Genomic DNA, 20,766 nt, shown 5'->3' on the forward strand with positions numbered 1-20,766 from the left:
ATGATGGCCCCCTGGACCGGGCGGAGCAAGATCAGACCGAGACGACCCCGGCCGCTCCATCCTCATCGGCCCAGGCGATGCGGGTCGCATCGGGGCTGAGGGCCAGGGCGGCGATGGCCGGGCCCTTGTCCGCCTTGACGAAGTTGAGACCCTGGCCCGCCGGATCGGCCAGCCAGACGCGGCCGTCGTTCAGACCGGCCGTCAGGACGCCGTGGTCCGGGCGGGCCGCGACCAGGGCGACCAGGCTTCCCTCGTCATAGCCGATCTCGGTCGCCTCGCGGCCCATGGGACCGTTCGCCCCGATGAAGGGCCACAGGACGGCACCCTGGGCCCCAGACGTCGCCAGCAGGGCTCCGTTGGACAGGAAGGCCATGGCGCGGATCTTGGACGGATAGCCGCCCATGCGCAGGTTTTTGCCGTCCTTCAGCCGCCAGCCGTGCAGCTGGGCATCCTGCATGATGGTGATGACGAAGGCCCCGTCCGGTGAGAAGCCGACGCCGGTGTGCGATCCAGCCCAGGCCAGCATCACGGGACGCTGCTGGGCGATGCGCGCATACCAAAGAGCGGCCCCGCCATAGGTAGAGGCCGCCAGCCGTCGCCCCTTGGGCTCGAAGGCGACGCCGGACACGGTGCGCTCATGGCTGAAGTCGCGGCGGAAGGCGGGATCGGCGGCATCCAGCACCGACACGACCTTGCCCGCCGAAAAGGCGATCAGGCCAGAGGCGGGCGAGGCATCCACGGAATCGATCCAGCGTCCGCCGACATCGGCCAGAACCACGATCTCGTCCGAGCGGGACCAGACCAGTTTCCCGTCGTCGCCGCCGGTGACGATCCCTCGGCCGGACGGGTGCACGCATGCGCACAGCACGGCACCATCATGAACCTGGGCCACTGCGCCGCCCTCGAACCGGACCGTGCCGTCGCCAAGGGCGAAGACCGCGCCATCGGCGTCGAACAGGGCAGCGGTGATCTGGGCATCGAATGAAATCTGCATGGGGGCGGTCGTCACCAGGCGATCTCGCGACCGGTGTAGTCGATAAAGCGATGAGCCTGTGCCCCGGCATTGGCGGCCAACTGGTCGGCGATGCCCGCCACACTGGTCGCCACGTCGATGTCGGCGCCGGAGCCGCCCATGTCGGTCCGGACCCAGCCGGGGTGGATCGACAGGACCGTGATCCCAAAGGGCCGGGCGGCCGTCAGCCACAGGGACCGGGCCAGGCTGTTCTGGGCTGCCTTGGAGGCGCGATAGACCTCCATCCCGCCGCTCTCGTTCTCGGCGATGGAGCCCATGATGCTGGACATGAAGGCCAGGGTGCCGGTCTGCTCGCGGACATGGCCGAGCAGGGCGTGTGCCAGCCGAACGGGGCCGAAGACATTGGCCTGCATCACCTGGTTCAGGGTGTCGGCATCGGCGCTGACGACGCTCTTGGGACCAGAGACCCCCGCATTGATGAAGGCGATATCGAGCGGTGCCGACAACTGGGCGACCAGGCGCGCGATGTCGGCGTCGGAGGTCACGTCGATCTGATGAAGCGTCAGGCGCTCGGCACCAGGAAGGGCCTTCAGTCCGGCTTCATCCTCGGGCTTGCGCACTGTGGCGATGACGTCGAAGCCGCGAGCTAGGTGTTCGGCGACGAGGCCGAGGCCCAGGCCGCGCGACGCGCCGACGATCAGAATGGTCTGCGGAGCGGCGGTCATGCCGCACACCCCTCGAACCCGGCCTTAAGTGCCGCTTCGTCCAGGTCGCGGCCGATGAAGACGGCGCGGCTCCAGCGGCGTTCCTTGACGCCCCAGTCGCGTTGCAGCTCGCCCTCGAGGATCATGTGGACGGCCTGGAAGACCAGGCGGCGGTCCTCGCCCTGGACGTCGATAATGCCCTTGGCGCGCAGGATGTTCTGACCCTGCTCGCCCAGCAGGCGGTCCAGCCAGGCGGTGAATTTGGCCCCGTTCATCGGTCGGTCCAGCGACAGGGAGATACCACGGATGTCGTCGCCATGGTCATGGCCGCGCGCGCCGGAAACACCGTCCACTGAGTCCACTCGGTCCACATGGGGGTGGTGATGGCCGTGGTGGTGATCGTGGTCGTGATCGTGGTCATGGCCGTGGCCGCAGTGTTCGTCGTGGACGTGGCCGGCCTCTCCGTGCGGCGGATTGGCGAACTCGGGATTGATGTCCAGGATCCGCTCCAGATCGAACCCGCCCAGGCCCAGCACCTGATCCAGCGGGACATTGGCGCGCATCGCGCGGGTGATGGGGGCCAGGGGGTTCAGCTTGCGCAGGCGCTGTTCGACCGCGACCAGTTCACCCTCTGACGCCAGATCGGTCTTGTTCAGGATGATGCGGTCGGCGAAGGCGACCTGTTCGCGCGCCTCCTTGGAGTCGTCCAGCCGGGCCATGACGTGTTTGGCGTCGACCAGGGCGGTGACGCTGTCCAGCCGGGTCTTGGCCTTGACGTCCTCGTCGACGAAAAAGGTCTGGGCCACCGGGCCGGGGTCGGCCAGGCCGGTGGTTTCCACGATGATGGCGTCGAAGGCGGGCTTGCCCGGGCGCTGGCGCTTCATCAGGCCGGCGACGACGCGGATCAGGTCGCCGCGCACCGTGCAGCAGACGCAGCCGTTGTTCATCTCGAACACATCTTCATCGGCGCCGACGACCAGGTCGTTGTCGATGCCGATCTCGCCGAACTCATTGACGATGACGGCGTAACGCTTGCCGTGATCCTCGGTCAGGATGCGGTTCAGCAGGGTGGTCTTTCCGGCGCCGAGATAGCCGGTGAGCACGGTGACGGGAGTGCGGGTGTCGGTCATGGGCCTCATCTAGGGGGTGCCGAGAGCGAGTGCCAGTGGGCGTGCCAGTGAGCGAGGGATGAGACAGGCTCAGCAGTCCGGGCAGTCGGGCATGACGTCGGTTTCGAGCTGAAGCGTCGTGTGGCCGATCCTGAAGCGGGATCGGGCCAGGGCCTGGGCTTCGGCCAGCAGGGTCTTGGGGTCGGCGCGGTCGTGGACCAGATGGGCGGTCAGGGCGGTCTGGGTCGTGGACAGACCCCAGACGTGCAGGTCGTGGACAGCCTGGACGCCGGGCAGGGCCAGGAAGGCGGCCCGGACCTGGGCCACATCGACGCCGCGCGGGGCTGCGTCCATGGCCAGGCTGACGGAATCCTTCAGCAGGCCCCAGGTGCCCAGCAGGATGACGACGACGATGACCAGGCTGACCAGCGGATCCAGCACCGTCCATCCGCTCAGCATGACCAGGCCGCCGACGAGGACCACGCCGATCGAGACGGCGGCGTCCGCCATCATGTGCAGATAGGCCCCGCGGGCGTTCAGGTCGCTGTGCTGGTCGCGCATGAACAGCAGGGCCGTGCCCAGGTTGATGACGAAGCCGATCCCGGCCACGGCCATGACGATGCCGGAAGCCACCGGGGCAGGGTCTGCCAGGCGCCGCGCCGCTTCAAAGGCGATGGCCCCGCAGGCGAAGATCAGCAGCAGGGCATTGAACAGGGCGGCCAGCACCGTCGCCTTGCCATAGCCATAGGTGTTCTGGCTGCCGGACGCCCGGCGGGCCAGCCAGGCCGCGCCGCCCGCCATGGCCAGGCCCAGGACATCGGACAGGTTATGGCCCGCGTCGGCCATGAGGGCGGTCGAACCGCTGATGATGCCAGCCCCGAACTCGATCGCCACGAACGCCAGATTGACGCTCAAGCCCAGGGCATAGCGCCAGTCGCCCGTATCCACCGGTCCGTGATGATGACCCGCATGGCCGTGGCCGTGGTCATGGTCGTGGTGATGATGGCCGTGGTGGTGTTCGTGCGCGTGATCGTGGGCCATCGCGAGACCCTAGTGCTGGTGCAGGGCGACGAGAAGGCCCAGGGCGATCAGGGCCAGGCCCAGGACGGCCCCTTCATAGCGGGCCCATCGCTCCAGCCGCAGGACCGAGGCCCCTGCCCGGGCCAGGGTGGTGAAAGTCGCCATGCCCAGAACCGTGCCGGCGGCGAAGGCCAGGGTCAGGCCCGCCAGGACGGCCAGCCCTTCGGAGGCCGAGGACAGATAGAGGGGCAGCAGCACCTCTCCGGGCGAAACCGCCATCATGACGATCAGTCCCCAGACGGCGGCGGCATCGGTGACCGCGGGTGTGGGCAGGTCGATCGGCGGCCCTCCGGCCGTCACAGGCCGCCGGATCATTGACCGACCCAGATAGAAGATGCCGAACAAGAACAGCAGTCCGGCCGACAGATGCGGCAGAACCCCTTCTATCCAGCGATCCAGCGCCAGACCCGCGGCCACGATCAATGTGCCCACGACGGCTGTGGCAGCGATGTGGGCCAGCCCTGCGGCCGCAACCGCGCCCAAGGTCCGCGCCAGGTTCCACCGCTGGGCGCGTCCGACCAGAACGAATGGCAGCCAATGGGTCGGAAGTGCCGCATGCAGAAAGGCCACGCCGAACCCGCCCGCCAGAAGCGAAGCCAGCACAGTCGGGGCGAGATCGGGAGACATGGCGCGCCCTATAGCCTGTTACTTTATAACGGTCGAGGGGGTGCGGTCAGGCAGGTGGGGCCTCCAGAAGAAATAATGTTCCCACGGCCGTGGCATTGGTCAGCGCATGAATGGCGACGCCAATCCAGAAGCCGGTCATGCCCTTTCTGCGCCGGGCCCAATGGATCTGAATGAGCGCCAGCAGGATGAACAGCGGCACGACCGACAGGGAGGCGGGGGCCAGGCCGTGCAGAGCACCGAATCCCAGGCCGGTCAGGACCGCCGCGATGCCGCCGGGCAGGCGCAGGACGAAGGCCAGGACCCAGACGATGAACAGCACCATCAACTGTTCGACCAACGGGGCGACGGCAATGGCGACGAGGGCGACCACCAGGTCGGCTTGATCCAGCAGGCCCGAAAAGCCTTCGTATCCGGCCTCGCCCCAGATCAGCACCACGGCGATCCCGACCAGGGTAATCGAGGCCCGCGCGGCGATGAATCCATAGAGGATGGTACGCCCCCAACGGGTCGAGGCACCGGTAAGATCGCTCAGAAACCGCTGCATGCGCGCCTTTCGCGTTGACTCAACAGGCCCCATCCGTATATGTCGCCGCTCTTCGCCCGCCGGGGTTTCCTTGCGGGCGCAATCTTTTTTGCGTTCACGCGCTTTAGCGTTCACTTCGAGGCCTGCCCATGTACGCGGTGATCAAGACCGGCGGCAAACAATACCGGGTTCAACCGGGTGACGTCATTGTCGTCGAGAAACTCGACGGCGATGCCGGCTCCGACGTGACCTTCGGCGACATCCTGATGCTGGGTGGCGACAACGGCGTGACCGTTGGCGCGCCCCTGATCGCTGGTGCCTCAGTGGCCGCCACGCTGATCGAGACCCGTCAGGGTGAGAAGATCAAGATCTTCAAGAAGATCCGTCGTCAGGGCTATCGCCGGACCGGCGGTCACCGTCAGATGGAATCGGTCCTGCGGATCGTCGGCATCGACGGTGCCGGCGAGAACGCCAAGTGGGACGGCGAGACCTCGCTGATGACCAAGGCCGAGATGAATGCTCGCGCCCGTGGCCTGGCCCCCCGCGTTGAGCAGGAAGAAGCCCCGGCCAAGCCCGCCAAGAAGGCCCCGGTCGCCAAGGCCGATGCGCCCGCCGAAACCGTCGCCGACGACACGGCCGAAAAGCCCGTCGCCAAGAAGGCTCCGGCCAAGAAGGCTGCGCCCAAGGCCAAGGCTGACGACGCCAGCACCGACGAAGCCTAAGACCCGTTCGCGCCGATCCTTTCGGGGGCGGCACAGAGTATAAAGATCAGATCGCGCTGATCCGGCCTTGAGGGCCTCCGGCGCCGAAGAGAAGAGAGTTCGTTATGGCTCACAAGAAATCTGGCGGTTCGTCGCGCAACGGTCGCGATTCGGAATCCAAGCGCCTTGGCGTGAAGAAGTTCGGCGGCGAGCACGTCCTGGCCGGCAACATCCTGGTGCGTCAGCGCGGCACGACCTTCCATCCGGGCGACAACGTCGGCCTGGGCCGTGATCACACCCTGTTTGCGACCAAAACCGGCGCCGTGAAATTCACCACCAAGCGCGGTGGGCGTTGCTACGTGTCGATTCTCCCGGCCAACGACACCGTGCCCATGGCCGCCGAGTAGCGCGAACCGACCACAGACCGGATCGCGCAAGGCTCGAAACAGCCGCGATCCGGACCGAGGGAAATATTCCGCGGGGAGTCTGGATCACCAGGCTCCCCGTTTTCGTTCCCCGCCTCGATCGTCCGCCCGAGCCCTCCTGAAAAGGTGGCGGACAGAAACGAGGTTCGCCCCATGTGCGTGATCGAAACCCCTGCTGTCGTCGAGACGCGGCGGCTGATGCTGAGAAGCCCCGAACCACGGGACGCGGCGCGCCTGGCGGATCTGGCCAATGACCGCGACGTGGCCCGGATGACGCTGCGGATGCCGCATCCCTATGGGCTGCCCGACGCCGAATCGTTTGTGCTGCAGGTCGCCTCACAGGACCCGCGCCGGGCCTCCACCTTTGTCATCGCCCATGAGGACCACGGGCCGGTGGGGGTGATCGGTCTGTTCGAGGACGGCGATCCGGCGCCCGAGGTGGGCTATTGGATCGGTCGGCCGTTCTGGGGGCGCGGCTATGCGACCGAGGCGTTGGAGGGCGCGCTGGTCTGGGCCAGCCGCCGCTGGCGCAGGCGGGCGCTGGTCGCCGGGCATTTCAGCGACAACCCCGCTTCTGGCCGCGTGCTGGAGAAGGCAGGCTTTCTGTATACGGGCGAGGTTCGGCGGGGTTTCAGCCGGGCCCGGGGCAGCGACGTCGATACGCGCCGGATGGTCTGGCTGGCCTGATCAGCCGCCAGCCAGAGCGGGACCGAAGGCGACGACGGCCGCGACGACGCCGCCAGCCAGCATGACGGCCGCGCCCGCCATGAAGGCCATGACCGTGCGGGCCTTGCGTCGACGAAGGCCACCGGATCGCAGAGACCGGATGATGACGAAGGGTCGGCGGTCGAAAGCCTCCGATCCGACGATATTGTGCTGGGACATTAACGCGCTCCCCACGATGCTCAGAACGAGAACCGACGACAGGCCCCCGTCATGAGGCCAAAGGATGGCGAACCTTGTTTGCTGTCGGCTCGTGCTCAGCCGGTGCGAGCACATTGGCGTGAGGCAGGCGGCCGCCTTACCCGCAGTAGATCAGTCGGCCGCTGTAGGCGCGGTAGTAACCGCTCGCCGGATCATACGATCGATAGGTGGCGCGGCACCAATCGATACGGCGGGCGTCGCGCCCCCCGCTGTAGGCACCATGGCCGCCATAGGAATACCCACCACCAGGATAGACCATATCCGGTCGGCCATAGGCTCCGTAATAGGTCGAGCCCCCGCGCGCGCTTTCGCCCTGCGCATAGCCGTAACCCCGACGACGGGTGTTGTAGCCATAGCTGCGGCCGTAGCCGTCGTTGCGATAGCCATAGGATGTGCGGTGACGCTGGTCGCGCCAGGCGGCCCCGCAGTCGTCTCGGTTGGCATCCCAGAAGGCGTCGCAGCGATAGTCGCCGGGTCGGTCATACTGAGCCGCAACGTTCCAGCCGGAACGGTCCTGGCCATAGCCGTGGTAGCCCTGTCCTTGGTTGTAATGGCCATAGGCGTGCTGGGCGGCGGCGGGCGCGGCGACCAGCATCAAGCCGGCGGCAAGGGTCATGACGGCAGTGCGCATGGTTAACTCCGTTATTCGAGCGGACTGGATCACGAGATGAGCCCCAGCGCCAGACCTTACAGCGTCACGGAGATGGCCCGGCCGCCGCGGGTCTCCACGCGGCGCATCAGTACAACCCGATCTCCACCCGCCGAAACCGGCGCGATGATGAACCAGCTGCCGTCGGGCAGGCCGGTGAAGGCGAAGCGGCCGTTCTCGCACGGCACGGATCGCACATAGGAGCGGTAGTCGGCGTTCGGGTCCGCCACGGTCCGGGCGCGCACGACCGACTCAGGGGCGTTGGCCTGATCGATCGAGCCATAGAGGGTCAGGAATCGCTGGCGCGTATAGGGGGTGTCCGGGGTCAGGCCGACCGAGCCGGAGCATCCGTAGGCCTGGTTGTCATGGCGGTAGGCGATGCGGCCGTTGATCGATCCCTGTCCCTGGCGGGCGGACCAGGCGAAGTCGGCCACGTTGAAGGCGCTGCTGGGCGCGCGATAGGCGCTGGGCCCCGGCACGGGCGCACAGGCGGCAGCCCCGGCGGCCAGGAACAGGGCGGACAGAAGGGCGGGACGCATCGACATGGGACGTTTCCTGACAGGACCGTTGAAGGCGGCCGGTTGGGGAGCTTGTTCCCCAACGCCCATTGCATGGTCAAGGTTGCGAGCCGGGGGGCGCTGGGCGACAAGCCGTCCCACATCGGCAGGCGAGGCGCATAAGTGACGGATCTAGGAGTACCCGAAGGCGAACTGGTGGGACGTGTCATCGCCATGCCGGCGGACACCAATCCAGAGGGCGACATCTTCGGCGGCTGGCTGCTGGCTCAGATGGACATCGCCGGGGCCACACCGGCCTTTGCCCTGGCGCAAGGCCGCTGCGCCACCGTGGCGGTGGACGCCATGGTGTTCCATCAGCCGGTATCGGTCGGCGATGAGGTGTCCATCTATGCCCGGGTCGTGCGGGCCGGGCGGACCTCCATCCGCGTCCATGTCGAGGCTTGGAAAAGGCCCCGCTACGCCGAGCATGTGATCCGTGTGACCGAAGGTGTCTTCACCTATGTGGCGATCGGCCCGGATGGGAAGCCGCGCCCGCTGCCCGGGCAGGCTGCCGCCTGACGCCGCTGTCCCTGCTGATGTTGCGCGCCCACGGCGGCTGCGCCACAAGGCCGCAACGACCGCACACAAGGTCGATGTTCAGGAGCAGGGAATGTCCGTCACCGTCGCCGACATCAAGGCCGCACAGGAGCGCATCGCCGGGGCGGTGGATCGCACGCCGACCCGCCACTCACGCCGCCTGTCGCAGCTGACCGGGGCGGAGGTCTGGGTCAAGTTCGACAATCTGCACTTCACCGGCTCGTTCAAGGAGCGCGGTGCGCTGAACCGGCTGCTGCTGCTGAGCCCCGAGGAGCGCAAGCGCGGGGTGGTGGCGGCCTCGGCCGGCAACCATGCCCAGGCCCTGGCCTATCACGGTGGGCGGTTGGGTGTGCCGGTGACGATCGTGATGCCCGAGGGCACGCCCTTCGTGAAGATCGACGGAACGCGCGCCCATGGGGCCGAGGTGGTGATCCATGGCCTGGACTTCACTGCCTCGACCGCCGAGGCGCACCGTCTGCGCGACGAAAAGGGCTATGTCTTCGTGTCGGCCTTCGATGACGAAGGGATTGTGGCGGGCCAGGGCGTCTGTGCGCTGGAACTGATGGCTGATGCGCCGGATCTGGATGCGCTCATCATTCCGATCGGCGGCGGGGGCCTGATTGCCGGCTGTGCCATCGCGGCCAAGGCCGCGCGGCCCGACATAAGGATCTTCGGCGTCGAGGCGGCGATGTATCCGTCCTTCAGCGCCAGGCGGCGGGGCGAGACACCCAAATGCGGCGGGGCCACCATCGCCGAGGGCATCGCCATCAAGGCGGTCGGCGACATTCCCTTTGCCCTGGCCGAGCCGCTGATCGAGGACGTCCTGGTCTGTCAGGAAGAGGATTTCGAAAAGGCGGTCGCCTTCTATGCCACCCTGGAAAAGACCGTGGCCGAAGGTGCAGGGGCTGGAGGTCTGGCCGCGCTGCTGGCCTATCCCGAGCGGTTCAAGGGGATGAAGGTCGGGCTGGTGCTGTGCGGCGGCAATATCGATGCGCGCATGCTGGCCGTGGTGCTTAACCGCGAGATGGTGCGCGAGCGGCGGCTGATCGTCTATCGCATCCTGGGGGACGACCGGCCGGGCATGCTGTCGGCCATGGCGGCGGTGATCGGCGGCCTGGGCGGCAACATCATCGATGTCGTCCACAATCGGCTGGCGCTGGACGTTCCGGCCAAGGGCGCAGAGTTCGACATCATGGTCGAAACGCGCGATAGCGCCCATGCCGACGAGATCGGTCGGGCATTGAGGGACAAGGGTTATGCGCTTCGGATGGGTCAGGACTTCGCAAGCTAGGGCCGTCGCGGTCGCGATCGGCCTGGTCAGCCTGGCCGCCTGCGGCGCAGGGGCTGAGGACAATGCGGCCGAGCTGAAAAAGGCCGAGGAGGCCGCCGCCTTCTTCATGAAGAAGAATGCGGGTGAACAGGGCGTCGTCACCCTGCCGTCCGGGCTGCAGTACAAGATCCTGTCGTCCGGCCCGGCTGGATCGCCCCGGCCCGACGGCAACGACCTGGTCCGCGTGGATTATGAAGGAGCGCTGGTCGACGGCACGGTGTTCGACAGTTCCTACACGCGCGGCGCGCCGATGGTGACCACGCCCGAACAGGTCATTCCCGGCTGGAACGAAGGCCTGCAGCAGATGCGGGTCGGGGACGAGTGGCTGTTCTATGTGCCGCCCAAGCTGGGCTATGGCGAACGCGGTGCGCCGCCGACCATTCCGGCCAATGCGGTGCTGGTGTTCCGGGTCAAGATGCTAGACGTCGCCCCGGCTCCCGGCGGCTCGATGGGCGTGGGGATGGCGCGGGGGTAGGGGCGAGGTTCAATCGACACTCGCAACTGATCCGTAATTCCGGGGCTTGGCGCAGCCAAGAACCCGGAACCCAGGGGTGTGTCGCAGGCGCTCAGATCGGGTCTGGCATTCGGCATGTCCGCCTGGGTTTGGCTGTGCCGCCCTTCGGGTCGGTTTCGCTCTGCGAGCGCCCCGGAATGACGGTGGGTCATAACCCCTGTGAACCTGAGACTTAGCGGGCGAGACCCGGTCGCCCCCTCCGTCTCGTCGCTGCACGCCGATCCACCTCCCCATCTGTGATGGGGAGGAGACGCACTAGCCCGCGACCATGCTCATGTCGCGGCGGGCCATCAATTTGTCGAACTCGCCCCAGACGCCGTCGGCGCCGTGCCATGAGCCCTGGGTTGCCGCCTTGGAGTATTCGGTCGCGCGGGCCTCGAAGAAGTTGGCGTGTTCAACTCCGCTGAGCAGCGACTGCAGCCAGGGCAGGGGGTTTTCCTTGACGCCATACACCTCGGGCAGGTGCAGTTGGCGCAGGCGCCAGTCGGCGATGAAGCGGATGTACTGCTTGATGTCGTCGGGCGTCATGCCGCTGACCTCGCCGGCCTCGAAGGCCAGGTCGATGAACTTGTCTTCCAGCCCGACCACGGTGCGGCAGCATTCGACGATATCGTCGGCGACGGACGGGGTGACGCAGCCCGTTTCCTTGTTGAAGGCGTGGTACAGCTTGATGATGCCGTCGCAGTGCAGGCTCTCGTCGCGCACCGACCAGGACACAATCTGGCCCATGCCCTTCATCTTGTTCTGACGCGGGAAGTTCATCAGCATGGCGAAGCTGGCGAACAGCTGCAGCCCCTCTGTGAAGCCGCCGAACATGGCCAGGGTCCGCGCGATATCGGCGTCGGTGTCCACCCCGAAACGGCCCATGTAGTCGTGCTTGTCCCGCATGGCCTCGTATTCCATGAAGGCCCCGAACTCGCTCTCGGGCATGCCGATGGTTTCCAGCAGCAGGGCATAGGCCGCGATGTGGATCGTCTCCATGTTGGCGAAGGACGACAGCATCATCTTCACCTCGGTCGGTTTGAACACCCGACCGTATTTTTCCATGTAGTTGTCGGCGACCTCGATGTCCGACTGGGTGAAGAAGCGGAAGATCTGCGTCAGCAGATTGCGCTCCTTGTCATTCAGGTTTGCCGCCCAGTCCTTGCAGTCCTCGCCCAGCGGCACCTCTTCGGGCATCCAGTGGACCTGCTGCTGCTTTTTCCACATGTCGAACGCCCACGGATAGCGGAACGGCTTGTAGGCGGCCGACGGGGTCAGCAGGCCGGGACGCTCGGCGCGGATGATGGGCGTGTGAATGGTCATGGGGCGGGCCTCGGCGACGAATCCGGTGAACAGCACCGATCATGGCGGGAAACCTCGTCCCCGAACAAGCGAAATTGCCGCCTATGTTGCGATCACAGTGTCGCGGCCCACCACATCTAGTGTTGGGTTAATGGGTTCTGGGGAGAAGCCTGGGGACGGCTTCTAGTTGTCCACCGCCGCCCGGATGCGGCTCAGCAGGTCAAACCGGGCCCGGCTGCGGTCGGGGCCGATGGCGGTGGGCCAGGCGGACAGGACGACGACGACCATGCGCCGGCTCGGGTCGACGTGGATCCATTGGCCAAAGATGCCGCTGGCCTCGAACTGGTCCGGTTCGCGCGTCCACCACTGATAGCCGTAGCCGCGACCGGGGGTGCCAATGTCGGCCTGCTTTCGGGTTGCCTCGCCAAACCATCCCTCAGGCACGATGCGGGTTCCGCCGACAACACCGTCCTCCAGTGCCATCAGGCCGACACGGCCCCAATCGCGCAAGGTTGCCGAGACGCAGCAGCCACCGATCTCGCGACCCTGGGCATCCATGGCCCAGGCCGCGTCCTGCTCCATGCCCGCGCGGCTCCAGATGGTTTCGGCCAGATACTGCGAAAGCGGACGGCCGGTGGCGCGGGCGACCAGCACGCCGACCAGATTGGTTTCACCGGTCGAATAATGCCAGCGGGTGCCGGGCTCGGCGACGCGGGCGCGTCCACGCATATAGCTGACGGTTGCGTCCAGCCCGGGCTCGGGCGGGGTGGTCAGCATGCGGGCGACGTCGGAGTTCGGGTCGGCGTAGTCCTCGTTCCACTGGACCCCCGAGGTCATGGTCAACAGCTGGCGCAGGGTTACCCCCTCATAGCCGCCGCCGGCCATCTCCGGGATGTAGTCCGTGATGGGATCGTCCAGGCTTTCGATATAGCCGTCGCGGATCGCGGCCCCCACCAGAGTCGAAGTCAGCGACTTGGTCATCGAGAACGAAACCCAGGGGTCGGCCGCCGTCATGCCCAGGCCATAGCGTTCCAGCCGGATCTGGCCGTCCTGAATGACCAGTACGCCCGCCACGCGCTCGGCCTGCATGTGGGCTTCGATGTCGAGGTCCAGGGGTGTGCCGACCGGCAGGGCGCGGACCGGACCGTCGCCGCGTGAGACCGGGCCATGAGCCTGGATCGCCGTCATGTTGCGGAACTGGGCCTCGCGACGCTCGGGGCTCCAGAACAGCAGGCCGGTGTCCTGGGCAGGGGCCGGTCCGGCAATACCGGTCAGGACCAGCGCCGCCAAGGCGGTGCAGGTGGCGCGTATTGTCATGAAAGGGCTCCCGAACATCGGCTGATCCATAGGCCAGGCGGCCGCGTCTCGCCAGATGAAGGCGCGGGAACCTGCTGCCGGATGCGCCCGTTTCAAGCCCCTGTTCACCCACCAGGACGATCCATGTCAGACACCGCCGCCGGTCCCAGTTTCCATCCGCCCGAGGAGGCGGTGGCCTTCTATGAGGAATCGCTGCGGCTGCTGAAGGAAAGCGGCATCCCCTTTCTGCTGTCAGGGACCTATGCCGTTACGGCCTATACCGGCATCCGCAGACCGACCAAGGATCTGGATGTCTTCTGCAAGCCGGGGGACTATCCCCGCATCCTCGCCTTCTTCCAGGCGCGCGGCTATCGCACCGACGTCGAGGATGAGCGCTGGATCGCCAAGGTCTGGAAGGACGACAAGCATTTCTTCGACGTGATCTTTGCCATGTCGAACGGCACGATCGCGGTGAACGATGCCTGGTTCGGACCCGATACCATCGAAGTCTATGGCCATGAGGTGTCGATCACGCCGCCGACGGCCCTGATCCTGTCGAAGGTCTTCATCCAGGACCGCTATCGCTATGACGGGGCCGACGTGAACCACGTCATCCTGAAACAGGCCGAGGCCATCGACTGGAAGTCCCTGCTGGACCAGATGGACCTGTATTGGGAGGTGCTGATGTCGCACCTGCTGAACTTCCGGTTCGCCTATCCGACCGAGCGGGACAACATCCCGGCCTGGCTGATGCACGAACTGACCGAGCGGCTGCGGGCCCAGGTCGACCTGCCCGCGCCCCGGGTGAAGGTGTGCCGGGGTCGGCTATTCAGCCCCCGCGATTATATCTCTGACGTGGCCGAGTGGGGCTTTGGCGACGTCGTGGGCAAGGGGCTGGAGGAACGCCATGACCCGGTGCACTGACTTGAGGGCGCCATGCGCGCGACGCGGTCGCTTGCGGCTCGAGCGCGCTAAGGTCGGGTTCGTGGTGGGAGGGACCTCGTGACCGATACGACCGCACAGACCCCGCAGCCGGGCATGGATGCCGGACCCGCCAAACGCCTGCGCGTGGCGGCGGTCGGGGACCTTCATGTCAACGACACGACCAAGGGCAGCTATCGCGCCCTGTTCGAGCAGGTCTCGGACGACGCTGATGTGCTGTGCCTCTGCGGCGACCTGACCAACTATGGCAAGACGGCCGAAGTCCAGAACCTGCTGGCCGACCTCAAGGCCTGCACCATTCCGATGGTGGGGGTCCTGGGCAATCACGAGCATGAATGCGGCCAGCCTGAGCAGGTTACCCAGATGTTGTGCGATGCCGGCGTCAAGATGCTGACCGGACAGGCCTATGAGATCGAGGGCGTCGGTTTCGCCGGCGGCAAGGGCTTCATCGGCGGGTTCGGCCGCTACATGCTGAGCTCCTTCGGCGAGTCCTCGATCAAGGCTTTTGTGCAAGAGGCGGTGGAGGATGCGAACGGCATCGAGAACTCCATCCGTATGCTGAGGACCGAGCGGTCCGTCGTCCTGCTTCATTATTCGCCGGTGGTGGATACGGTGGTGGGCGAACCGCCGGAGATCCACGCCTTCCTGGGGTCGTCACGCCTGGCCGAGACCATCGACCGGTACGACAACATCAGCCTGGTGGTGCACGGCCACGCCCATCGCGGGGCACCGGAAGGTCGGACGAACAAGGGCACGCCGGTCTATAACGTCGCCCTGCCGGTGCTGCGGACCCTGGGCGAGACGCCCTATCGCGTGTTCGAGGTCTGACGCTCGCGGCGGGGCTGGAACCGGCGCCAGACGACCCAGGCCGCCCAGGCCGCAGCGATGCCGAGGATGTCGGCGACGAAGTCCCACCAGCTGGCGTCGCGCCCTATCTGGCCCTGGATCAGTTCGACCGCGCCGCCGATGGCGATGGCGGCGACCACCGTCCACAGTCGCGGCAGGCGGCGCATCATGACCGCCAGGCTCCACAGGATCAGGCCGAAGCCGACGAAGTGTGCCGCCTTGTCCCAGATCAGGCCGCTGGTCTGCGCCTGCGGGGCCGGGCCCAGCATCAGGACGAGCATGACCGTCAGGACGGCGGCCCCGACGAGGCGAAGGAACAGGCGCATGGGCAAGGGGTCTCGGTGAGCGGCTGTCTGCCTATCAGCCCGCCAGCAGGACCCACAGCCCCGTTGCGGCGAAACCGGCGGCGGCGGCGATGCGGATCCACTTGAGCGGCAGTCGCGCGGCGGCAGCCTCGCCCAGCAGGACCGCTGGCCCGTTGACGAGCATCATGCCCAGGGTCGATCCGGCCACGACGACGACGATGTCCTGGAACCGGGCGGCCAGCATGGCGGTGGCGACTTGGGTCTTGTCTCCCATTTCGATCAGGAAGAAGGCGGCGGTCGTCGTCCAGAAGACCCCGGCGAATGACTTTTCCGTCGTGTCGGGCGTCTCGTCGAACCGGTCTGGGATCAGAGCCCAGACACCGAAGCCAATGAAGGCGATGCCGACGACCCAGCGTACCCAGTCGCCGTCCATGAAGCGGGCCAGCACCGATCCGGCCAGGGCCGCAACGGCATGGTTGGCCAGGGTCGCGGCCAGTATGCCCAGGATGATGGGCGTCGGTCGCCGCCAGGCTGCCGCCAGGACGATGGCCAGCAGCATGGTCTTGTCCCCGATCTCGGCGATCGAGACGAGGCCGGTGGAAATGAAGAAGGCGTCCCAGGGGAAGTGGGGCATTGCAGCATCGTTGCGCGGGACGTCGGCGGACAGACCAAAGGCATCGCAGCCGGGCCCCGCGTTGAAGCACCCTGCGACGCCAGCGGTCTTGCCTTGAAAGTGGTCCTAAGGCGCGCCTCGCGGAGGCTTGCGGCGTGAGGACCGAAAGCTCGGCCTTCGCGCCATTCCGCAGCAATGCGGAACGCTTAGGTCACTGACAGACCGCGCCATCCTCTCCGGGTGAGAGGAAGTGTGTTGACGCGGACCCCGCTGATCGGTGCGGGTGGCTACTCCCCGATGACGGGGCGCTCTTTAGGGCGAGGCCTTGCGGACTGGCAAGCGAGATCGACTCGCATCGCAGGGACGATGGAGTCAGGCCGGGGTGCCGGGCGACGGCTCATCCTGGAGGGGAGCGTGGTGGACGATCTGACGGCGTTCAACCGCATAGGCCACCAGCCAGAGCGCCATGGCCCACGCCGCCCCGACGCTCCAGCCTGCCAGCACGTCGGTGGCCCAATGGGCCCCCAGATAGACGCGCGTCAGCCCCACCAGCAGCGTCAGCAGGATGGCGATGCCCAGCACATAGGCCTTCATGTGCCGACGCGGAAAGGCGCGGGTCAGCATGACGCCGATCGACAGATAGAAGACCGCCGACAGCAGGGCATGGCCGGAGGGAAAGCTGGCATTGATCGTGTCGACGGCCTGATAGACCGACGGAGGGCGGTCGCGCTCGAAGATCGCCTTGAGCCCTTCGCTCAGCGCCACACCACCCGCCAGGCCCACGACCAGCAACAGGGCCGACAGCCGCTTGCGCTGAAGGATCAGGAAGACGATCACCGCCGTCGCGAACAATCCCAGGACCGCTATGCCGCCCAGGGACGTGAGATCGGCCGCCGCCTCTTCGAGCCACCAGGGCCCCCAGGCGTCGGACGGGGCGGCGTGAGGCCGCAGTGCTGACAGGACGGCCTCGTCAAAGGCCTGGCCATCGGCCTCGGTCATGTCGTCGGCCAATTCGACGAAGGTCATGACGCCCGCCGCGATCACCAGCAAGGCGGTCAGGGCGGCGATTTCAGTACGGGCGATCCGCAGGGCGCGGCGCAGAAACGCGGGAACTTGTGCACGGGTCATCGTCCGCCAACGGCCAAGCTGGCTCCGCGTTCCGTTCACGGCTTCGTGATCACGAGAGTTGGGTGGCCGTCACGCCCGCGTCTTGGGCCATCCACAGGCTCATCCCCCGTCTTGATCGTGATTCGCGCACAAAGTGATCGTCAAGCCCGTTGACCGATCGTTAGCCATCTGCGCCCCATATGTGGGCCACGGGGGCGCTTCGGCCACAAGATGATGTGTCGGGGCGTTGGCAACTCACTCATTGATTTAGTTCAGGGCGAAGACGGTAATGGCTGGTGTCGAAGCGTTGAAGACGGCGGAATTCCAGGCGGTTGCGTCCGGGACGGTCTCCGACCGACCCCAGCTGAAGGTCGTGCCGTCCATCGTTTTGGACCGGTCGCGCGACGAGCTGCTGACCGCCTTCGGCAAAAAGACGCTGGAAGACCGCTATCTCCTTCCGGGCGAAAGCTATCAGGACATGTTCGCCCGGGTCGCCACCGCCTACGCCGACGATGAAGCGGTGAATCCGGGCCATGCCCAGCGCGTCTATGACTATATGTCCAAGCTGTGGTTCATGCCCTCGACGCCGGTGCTGTCGAACGGCGGGGCCGATCGCGGTCTGCCGATCAGCTGTTTCCTGAATGCCGTCGGCGACAGCCTGGACGGCATCCAATCGGTCTGGAACGAGAACGTTTCACTGGCCTCCAACGGCGGCGGCATCGGCACCTATTGGGGCAGCGTCCGGTCGATCGGCGAGAAGGTCAAGGGCGCAGGCCAGACCAGCGGCATCATCCCCTTCATCCGCGTGATGGACAGCCTGACGCTGGCGATCAGCCAGGGCAGCCTGCGGCGCGGCTCCGCGGCCGTCTACCTGGACGTGCATCACCCCGAGATCGAGGAGTTTCTGGAAATCCGGAAGCCCTCGGGCGACTTCAACCGCAAGTCCCTGAACCTGCACCACGGCATCAACATCACCGACGAGTTCATGGAGGCGGTGAAGGCGGGCACGACCTTCGGCCTGCGTTCGCCCAAGAACCAGGAAGTGCTGAAGACGGTCGATGCGCGCAGCCTGTGGCAGAAGATCCTGGAAATCCGGCTGCAGACCGGAGAGCCCTATCTGATCTTCTCGGACACGGTGAACCGGCAGATGCCGCAGCACCAGCGGGACCTGGGCCTGAAGGTGAAGCAGTCGAACCTGTGCAGCGAGATCATGCTGCACACCGGCCGTGACCACCTGGGCATCGACCGCACGGCCGTCTGCTGCCTGTCGTCGGTCAATGCCGAAATGTTCCTGGAATGGCGCGAGGAGCCGCGCTTCGTCGAGGACCTGATGCGGTTCCTGGACAATGTGCTGGAAGACTTCATCACCCGCGCCCCGCCGTCGATGTCGGCGGCCGTCTATTCCGCACGCCGCGAGCGGTCGGTGGGCCTGGGCCTGATGGGCTTCCACTCCTTCCTCCAGGCCCAGGGCGTGGCTTTTGAATCGGCCATGGCCAAGTCGTGGAACATGCGGCTGTTCAAACACCTGCGCCGCGAGGCCGACAAGGCCAGCCGCCTGCTGGCCGAGGAAAAGGGCCCGTGCGAGGATGCGGCCGAGCGTGGCGTGATGGAGCGGTTCAGCCACAAGCTGGCCATCGCCCCGACCGCCTCCATCAGCATCATCTGCGGTGGTACCAGCGCGGGGATCGAGCCGATCCCGGCCAATATCTATACCCACAAGACCCTGTCGGGCTCGTTCGCCGTCAAGAACCCCTTCCTGGAGCGACTGCTGGAAGAGAAGGGGCTGAACACCGACGCGACCTGGTCCTCCATTCTGGAGAAAGAGGGCTCGGTCCAGCACCTGGACAGCCTGACCGAGGACGAAAAGGCGATCTACAAGACCGCCTTCGAACTGGATCAGCGCTGGGTGGTCGAACTGGCCGCCGACCGGACGCCGGAAATCTGTCAGGCGCAGTCGATCAACCTGTTCATCCCCGGCGATGTGAACAAGTGGGACCTGCACATGCTGCACTGGACGGCGTGGGAGCGGGGCGTGAAGTCGCTGTATTACCTGCGCTCCAAGTCGGTTCAGCGCGCCGCCTTCGCCGGCAGCGAGGACAAGGCAGAGACCGAGGTCGATCCGAACCAGCCCGACCTGTTCAGCGCTGCCCGCACCGACTACGACGAGTGCCTGGCCTGCCAGTAGACTCGAAGTAGGGCGCTATCGCTCGCCGCGCGGCGGCTCGCTGCTTGAGCGCGTTCAATGGGGCGTTGGGGTGCGGGTAGAAGCTGACCCGCTCACCTCTGGGCTCACTCTTCACCCGTGCTCACCCCGACGCTTGAGCGGCGGGGCGGCGTCCCCATATCGGGGGCATGATCCCGCTTTCCATACTCGACCTCGCGCCGGTGCCCGAAGGGTCCGACGTGTCCCAGGCCTTGGCCAATACCATCGACCTGGCCCGCCATGCCGAGCGGCTGGGCTATCACCGCTACTGGCTGGCCGAACATCACAACATGCCGGGGATCGCCAGCGCCGCGACCTCGGTGGTGATCGGGGCGGTGGCCGCCGCGACCCGGACGATAAGGGTCGGGGCAGGGGGCGTCATGCTGCCCAACCACGCCCCCTATGTGATCGCCGAGCAGTTCGGCACCCTGGCGGCTCTGCATCCTGGGCGCATCGACCTGGGCCTGGGCCGCGCACCGGGATCCGACATGGCGACCAGCCGGGCTCTGCGCCGGACGCTGCAGGGCGATGTCGATGCCTTTCCGCAGGATGTGCAGGAACTGATGCACTGGTTCGGTCCGGCACAGGACGGCCAGCGCATCGCCGCCCATCCGGGGCAGGGCCAGGACGTGCCGATCTGGATCCTGGGGTCGTCAACCTATGGCGCGCAACTGGCCGCACATCTGGGCCTGCCCTATGCCTTCGCCAGCCATTTTGCGCCGGGCGACCTGCACCGCGCGCTGGAGGTTTATCGCCGGACCTTCCGGCCGTCCGAGCAGTTGGCCAAGCCGCATGTGATGCTGGGCTTCAACGTCTTCGCTGCCGAAACGGACGAGGCAGCGCAGGTGTTGTTCACCTCGGTCCAGCAGGCCTTTGTGAACCTGAGATCGGGTCGTCCCGGCAAGCTGCCGCCGCCCGTAGCCGGCTATGCAGAAGGCCTGAGCTCGGGCGAGCGGGCCATGATCGATCAAGCCCTGGCCTGTTCGGCCGTGGGCTCACCCGCGACCGTGCGCCGTCAGGTTCAGGCCTTTGTCGAGGCTACGGGGGCAGACGAAATGATGATCACGAGCCAGATCTGGGATCCGGCCGCCCGCGTCCGCTCGCTGGAGCTGCTGGCCGGGGCGATGGCGGACGCGCCCGTCGCGGCCTGACTTTCGGCGCCGTCAGGTCGAGGGCGGCTAGCAGGACGGCATCGTCGATCTCGCCCGCAGCGCGTCGCTCGCGCAGGGTGCGACACAGGCCCAGGCTCCGTGCGGCATTGGCCAGGTCGGCGTCAGCCGCGTCGGCTCCCAGCCGGTCCAGCGTGCCATAGCGCCAGCCCTTTTCCGGCGGACGCTCCAACACCAGCTGAAATCGGTCCGACGGGGTCAGGTCGGAGCCCAGGAAGGTCCATGCCTTGGCGCGCGGGCCGCGCCGGTAATGCCCCGGCGTCGTCGGCAGGCCGTGGGCGGCATAGACCCGCAAGGCCGCTGCCTCGATCGCCGCCAGCCGCTGGTCCACGGACGGGTCGCTCACCG

25 protein-coding genes and 1 riboswitch are annotated in these 20,766 nt (G+C 66.6%); of the genes, 10 read left to right on the top strand and 15 right to left on the bottom strand.

Annotated elements, in window-relative coordinates; translation table 11 throughout:
* Positions 1 to 31 precede the first annotated feature (31 nt).
* From JIP62_RS11925 to JIP62_RS11950, 6 genes are all read right to left on the bottom strand, one after another.
* A complete protein-coding gene (locus JIP62_RS11925; RefSeq protein WP_201104738.1) occupies positions 32 to 994 on the bottom strand; it encodes a WD40 repeat domain-containing protein in 963 nt (320 codons plus the stop codon).
* Positions 995 to 1,005: 11 nt separating this feature from the next.
* The gene (locus JIP62_RS11930) at positions 1,006 to 1,698 is read right to left on the bottom strand and encodes an SDR family NAD(P)-dependent oxidoreductase (protein WP_201102391.1); all 693 of its coding nucleotides are present in this window, start codon (positions 1,696 to 1,698) and stop codon (positions 1,006 to 1,008) included.
* Entirely contained in the window at positions 1,695 to 2,807 is a 1,113-nt protein-coding gene (locus JIP62_RS11935; protein ID WP_201102392.1) for a CobW family GTP-binding protein, read from the bottom strand. The genes JIP62_RS11930 and JIP62_RS11935 overlap by 4 nt, the downstream gene beginning before the upstream one ends.
* Before the next feature lie 69 nt (positions 2,808 to 2,876).
* Positions 2,877 to 3,827 (bottom strand): cation diffusion facilitator family transporter, encoded by a 951-nt coding sequence (locus tag JIP62_RS11940; protein ID WP_201102393.1) that lies wholly within the window; start codon positions 3,825 to 3,827, stop codon positions 2,877 to 2,879.
* Between the two features lie 9 nt (positions 3,828 to 3,836).
* A complete protein-coding gene (locus tag JIP62_RS11945) occupies positions 3,837 to 4,493 on the bottom strand; it encodes a hypothetical protein (RefSeq protein ID WP_201102394.1) in 657 nt (218 codons plus the stop codon).
* A 46-nt stretch (positions 4,494 to 4,539) separates the two neighbouring features.
* The gene (locus JIP62_RS11950; RefSeq protein WP_201102395.1) at positions 4,540 to 5,037 is read right to left on the bottom strand and encodes a hypothetical protein; all 498 of its coding nucleotides are present in this window, start codon (positions 5,035 to 5,037) and stop codon (positions 4,540 to 4,542) included.
* A 128-nt stretch (positions 5,038 to 5,165) separates the two neighbouring features.
* Between JIP62_RS11950 and rplU the strand changes: the two genes are divergently transcribed.
* The 3 genes from rplU to JIP62_RS11965 all read left to right on the top strand — a co-directional run bounded on the left by rplU (position 5,166) and on the right by JIP62_RS11965 (position 6,829).
* A complete protein-coding gene (gene rplU / locus JIP62_RS11955; protein WP_201102396.1) occupies positions 5,166 to 5,738 on the top strand; it encodes a 50S ribosomal protein L21 in 573 nt (190 codons plus the stop codon).
* A 104-nt stretch (positions 5,739 to 5,842) separates the two neighbouring features.
* Entirely contained in the window at positions 5,843 to 6,124 is a 282-nt protein-coding gene (gene rpmA, locus JIP62_RS11960) for a 50S ribosomal protein L27 (protein ID WP_201102397.1), read from the top strand.
* A 171-nt stretch (positions 6,125 to 6,295) separates the two neighbouring features.
* Positions 6,296 to 6,829, top strand: coding sequence for a GNAT family N-acetyltransferase (locus JIP62_RS11965; protein ID WP_201102398.1), 534 nt, complete (start codon positions 6,296 to 6,298; stop codon positions 6,827 to 6,829).
* Here the strand turns inward: JIP62_RS11965 and JIP62_RS11970 are convergent, their stop codons facing one another.
* From JIP62_RS11970 to JIP62_RS11980, 3 genes are all read right to left on the bottom strand, one after another.
* Positions 6,830 to 7,027, bottom strand: a complete 198-nt coding sequence (locus JIP62_RS11970) for a hypothetical protein (protein WP_201102399.1) — start codon at positions 7,025 to 7,027, stop codon at positions 6,830 to 6,832.
* 136 nt (positions 7,028 to 7,163) lie between these two features.
* Positions 7,164 to 7,697, bottom strand: coding sequence for a BA14K family protein (locus JIP62_RS11975; protein ID WP_201102400.1), 534 nt, complete (start codon positions 7,695 to 7,697; stop codon positions 7,164 to 7,166).
* 56 nt (positions 7,698 to 7,753) lie between these two features.
* Entirely contained in the window at positions 7,754 to 8,260 is a 507-nt protein-coding gene (locus tag JIP62_RS11980; protein ID WP_201102401.1) for a hypothetical protein, read from the bottom strand.
* Between the two features lie 186 nt (positions 8,261 to 8,446).
* Between JIP62_RS11980 and JIP62_RS11985 the strand changes: the two genes are divergently transcribed.
* The 3 genes from JIP62_RS11985 to JIP62_RS11995 all read left to right on the top strand — a co-directional run bounded on the left by JIP62_RS11985 (position 8,447) and on the right by JIP62_RS11995 (position 10,614).
* Positions 8,447 to 8,791, top strand: coding sequence for an acyl-CoA thioesterase (locus JIP62_RS11985; protein WP_201104740.1), 345 nt, complete (start codon positions 8,447 to 8,449; stop codon positions 8,789 to 8,791).
* 91 nt (positions 8,792 to 8,882) lie between these two features.
* Positions 8,883 to 10,100, top strand: coding sequence for a threonine ammonia-lyase (locus JIP62_RS11990; protein WP_201102402.1), 1,218 nt, complete (start codon positions 8,883 to 8,885; stop codon positions 10,098 to 10,100).
* Positions 10,066 to 10,614: an FKBP-type peptidyl-prolyl cis-trans isomerase gene (locus tag JIP62_RS11995; protein WP_201102403.1), complete on the top strand. Its 549-nt coding sequence runs from the start codon at positions 10,066 to 10,068 to the stop codon at positions 10,612 to 10,614. The genes JIP62_RS11990 and JIP62_RS11995 overlap by 35 nt, the downstream gene beginning before the upstream one ends.
* 294 nt (positions 10,615 to 10,908) lie before the next feature.
* On the opposite strand, the gene JIP62_RS12000 is transcribed toward JIP62_RS11995, so the two are convergent.
* Both JIP62_RS12000 and JIP62_RS12005 read right to left on the bottom strand, forming a co-directional pair.
* A complete protein-coding gene (locus tag JIP62_RS12000; protein WP_201102404.1) occupies positions 10,909 to 11,958 on the bottom strand; it encodes a ribonucleotide-diphosphate reductase subunit beta in 1,050 nt (349 codons plus the stop codon).
* Positions 11,959 to 12,120: 162 nt separating this feature from the next.
* Positions 12,121 to 13,254, bottom strand: coding sequence for a serine hydrolase domain-containing protein (locus JIP62_RS12005; protein ID WP_201102405.1), 1,134 nt, complete (start codon positions 13,252 to 13,254; stop codon positions 12,121 to 12,123).
* Between the two features lie 123 nt (positions 13,255 to 13,377).
* On the opposite strand from JIP62_RS12005, the gene JIP62_RS12010 reads away from it, so the two are divergent.
* Positions 13,378 to 14,157, top strand: coding sequence for a nucleotidyltransferase family protein (locus tag JIP62_RS12010; protein WP_201102406.1), 780 nt, complete (start codon positions 13,378 to 13,380; stop codon positions 14,155 to 14,157).
* 78 nt (positions 14,158 to 14,235) lie between these two features.
* On the top strand, positions 14,236 to 15,003 hold the full coding sequence (locus JIP62_RS12015) for a metallophosphoesterase family protein (protein ID WP_230974745.1): 768 nt from the start codon (positions 14,236 to 14,238) through the stop codon (positions 15,001 to 15,003).
* Here JIP62_RS12015 and JIP62_RS12020 read toward each other — a convergent pair.
* From JIP62_RS12020 to JIP62_RS12030, 3 genes are all read right to left on the bottom strand, one after another.
* On the bottom strand, positions 14,982 to 15,347 hold the full coding sequence (locus JIP62_RS12020) for a VanZ family protein (RefSeq protein ID WP_201102407.1): 366 nt from the start codon (positions 15,345 to 15,347) through the stop codon (positions 14,982 to 14,984). The genes JIP62_RS12015 and JIP62_RS12020 overlap by 22 nt on opposite strands.
* 34 nt (positions 15,348 to 15,381) lie before the next feature.
* The gene (locus JIP62_RS12025) at positions 15,382 to 15,960 is read right to left on the bottom strand and encodes a TMEM165/GDT1 family protein (protein ID WP_201102408.1); all 579 of its coding nucleotides are present in this window, start codon (positions 15,958 to 15,960) and stop codon (positions 15,382 to 15,384) included.
* A 122-nt stretch (positions 15,961 to 16,082) separates the two neighbouring features.
* A riboswitch (yybP-ykoY riboswitch) is annotated at positions 16,083 to 16,247 on the bottom strand.
* 64 nt (positions 16,248 to 16,311) lie between these two features.
* Positions 16,312 to 17,067 (bottom strand): phosphatase PAP2 family protein, encoded by a 756-nt coding sequence (locus tag JIP62_RS12030; RefSeq protein ID WP_201102409.1) that lies wholly within the window; start codon positions 17,065 to 17,067, stop codon positions 16,312 to 16,314.
* Positions 17,068 to 17,335: 268 nt separating this feature from the next.
* On the opposite strand from JIP62_RS12030, the gene JIP62_RS12035 reads away from it, so the two are divergent.
* Entirely contained in the window at positions 17,336 to 19,231 is a 1,896-nt protein-coding gene (locus tag JIP62_RS12035) for a ribonucleoside-diphosphate reductase subunit alpha (protein ID WP_201102410.1), read from the top strand.
* Positions 19,232 to 19,398: 167 nt separating this feature from the next.
* The gene (locus JIP62_RS12040) at positions 19,399 to 20,400 is read left to right on the top strand and encodes an LLM class flavin-dependent oxidoreductase (protein WP_201102411.1); all 1,002 of its coding nucleotides are present in this window, start codon (positions 19,399 to 19,401) and stop codon (positions 20,398 to 20,400) included.
* Here the strand turns inward: JIP62_RS12040 and JIP62_RS12045 are convergent.
* The gene (locus tag JIP62_RS12045; protein ID WP_201102412.1) at positions 20,312 to 20,764 is read right to left on the bottom strand and encodes a hypothetical protein; all 453 of its coding nucleotides are present in this window, start codon (positions 20,762 to 20,764) and stop codon (positions 20,312 to 20,314) included. The genes JIP62_RS12040 and JIP62_RS12045 overlap by 89 nt on opposite strands.
* Between the last annotated feature and the right edge of the window lie 2 nt (positions 20,765 to 20,766).

This window comes from Brevundimonas vitisensis (genome assembly GCF_016656965.1).
In the GTDB taxonomy this organism is placed as follows: Bacteria; Pseudomonadota; Alphaproteobacteria; order Caulobacterales; family Caulobacteraceae; genus Brevundimonas; species Brevundimonas vitisensis.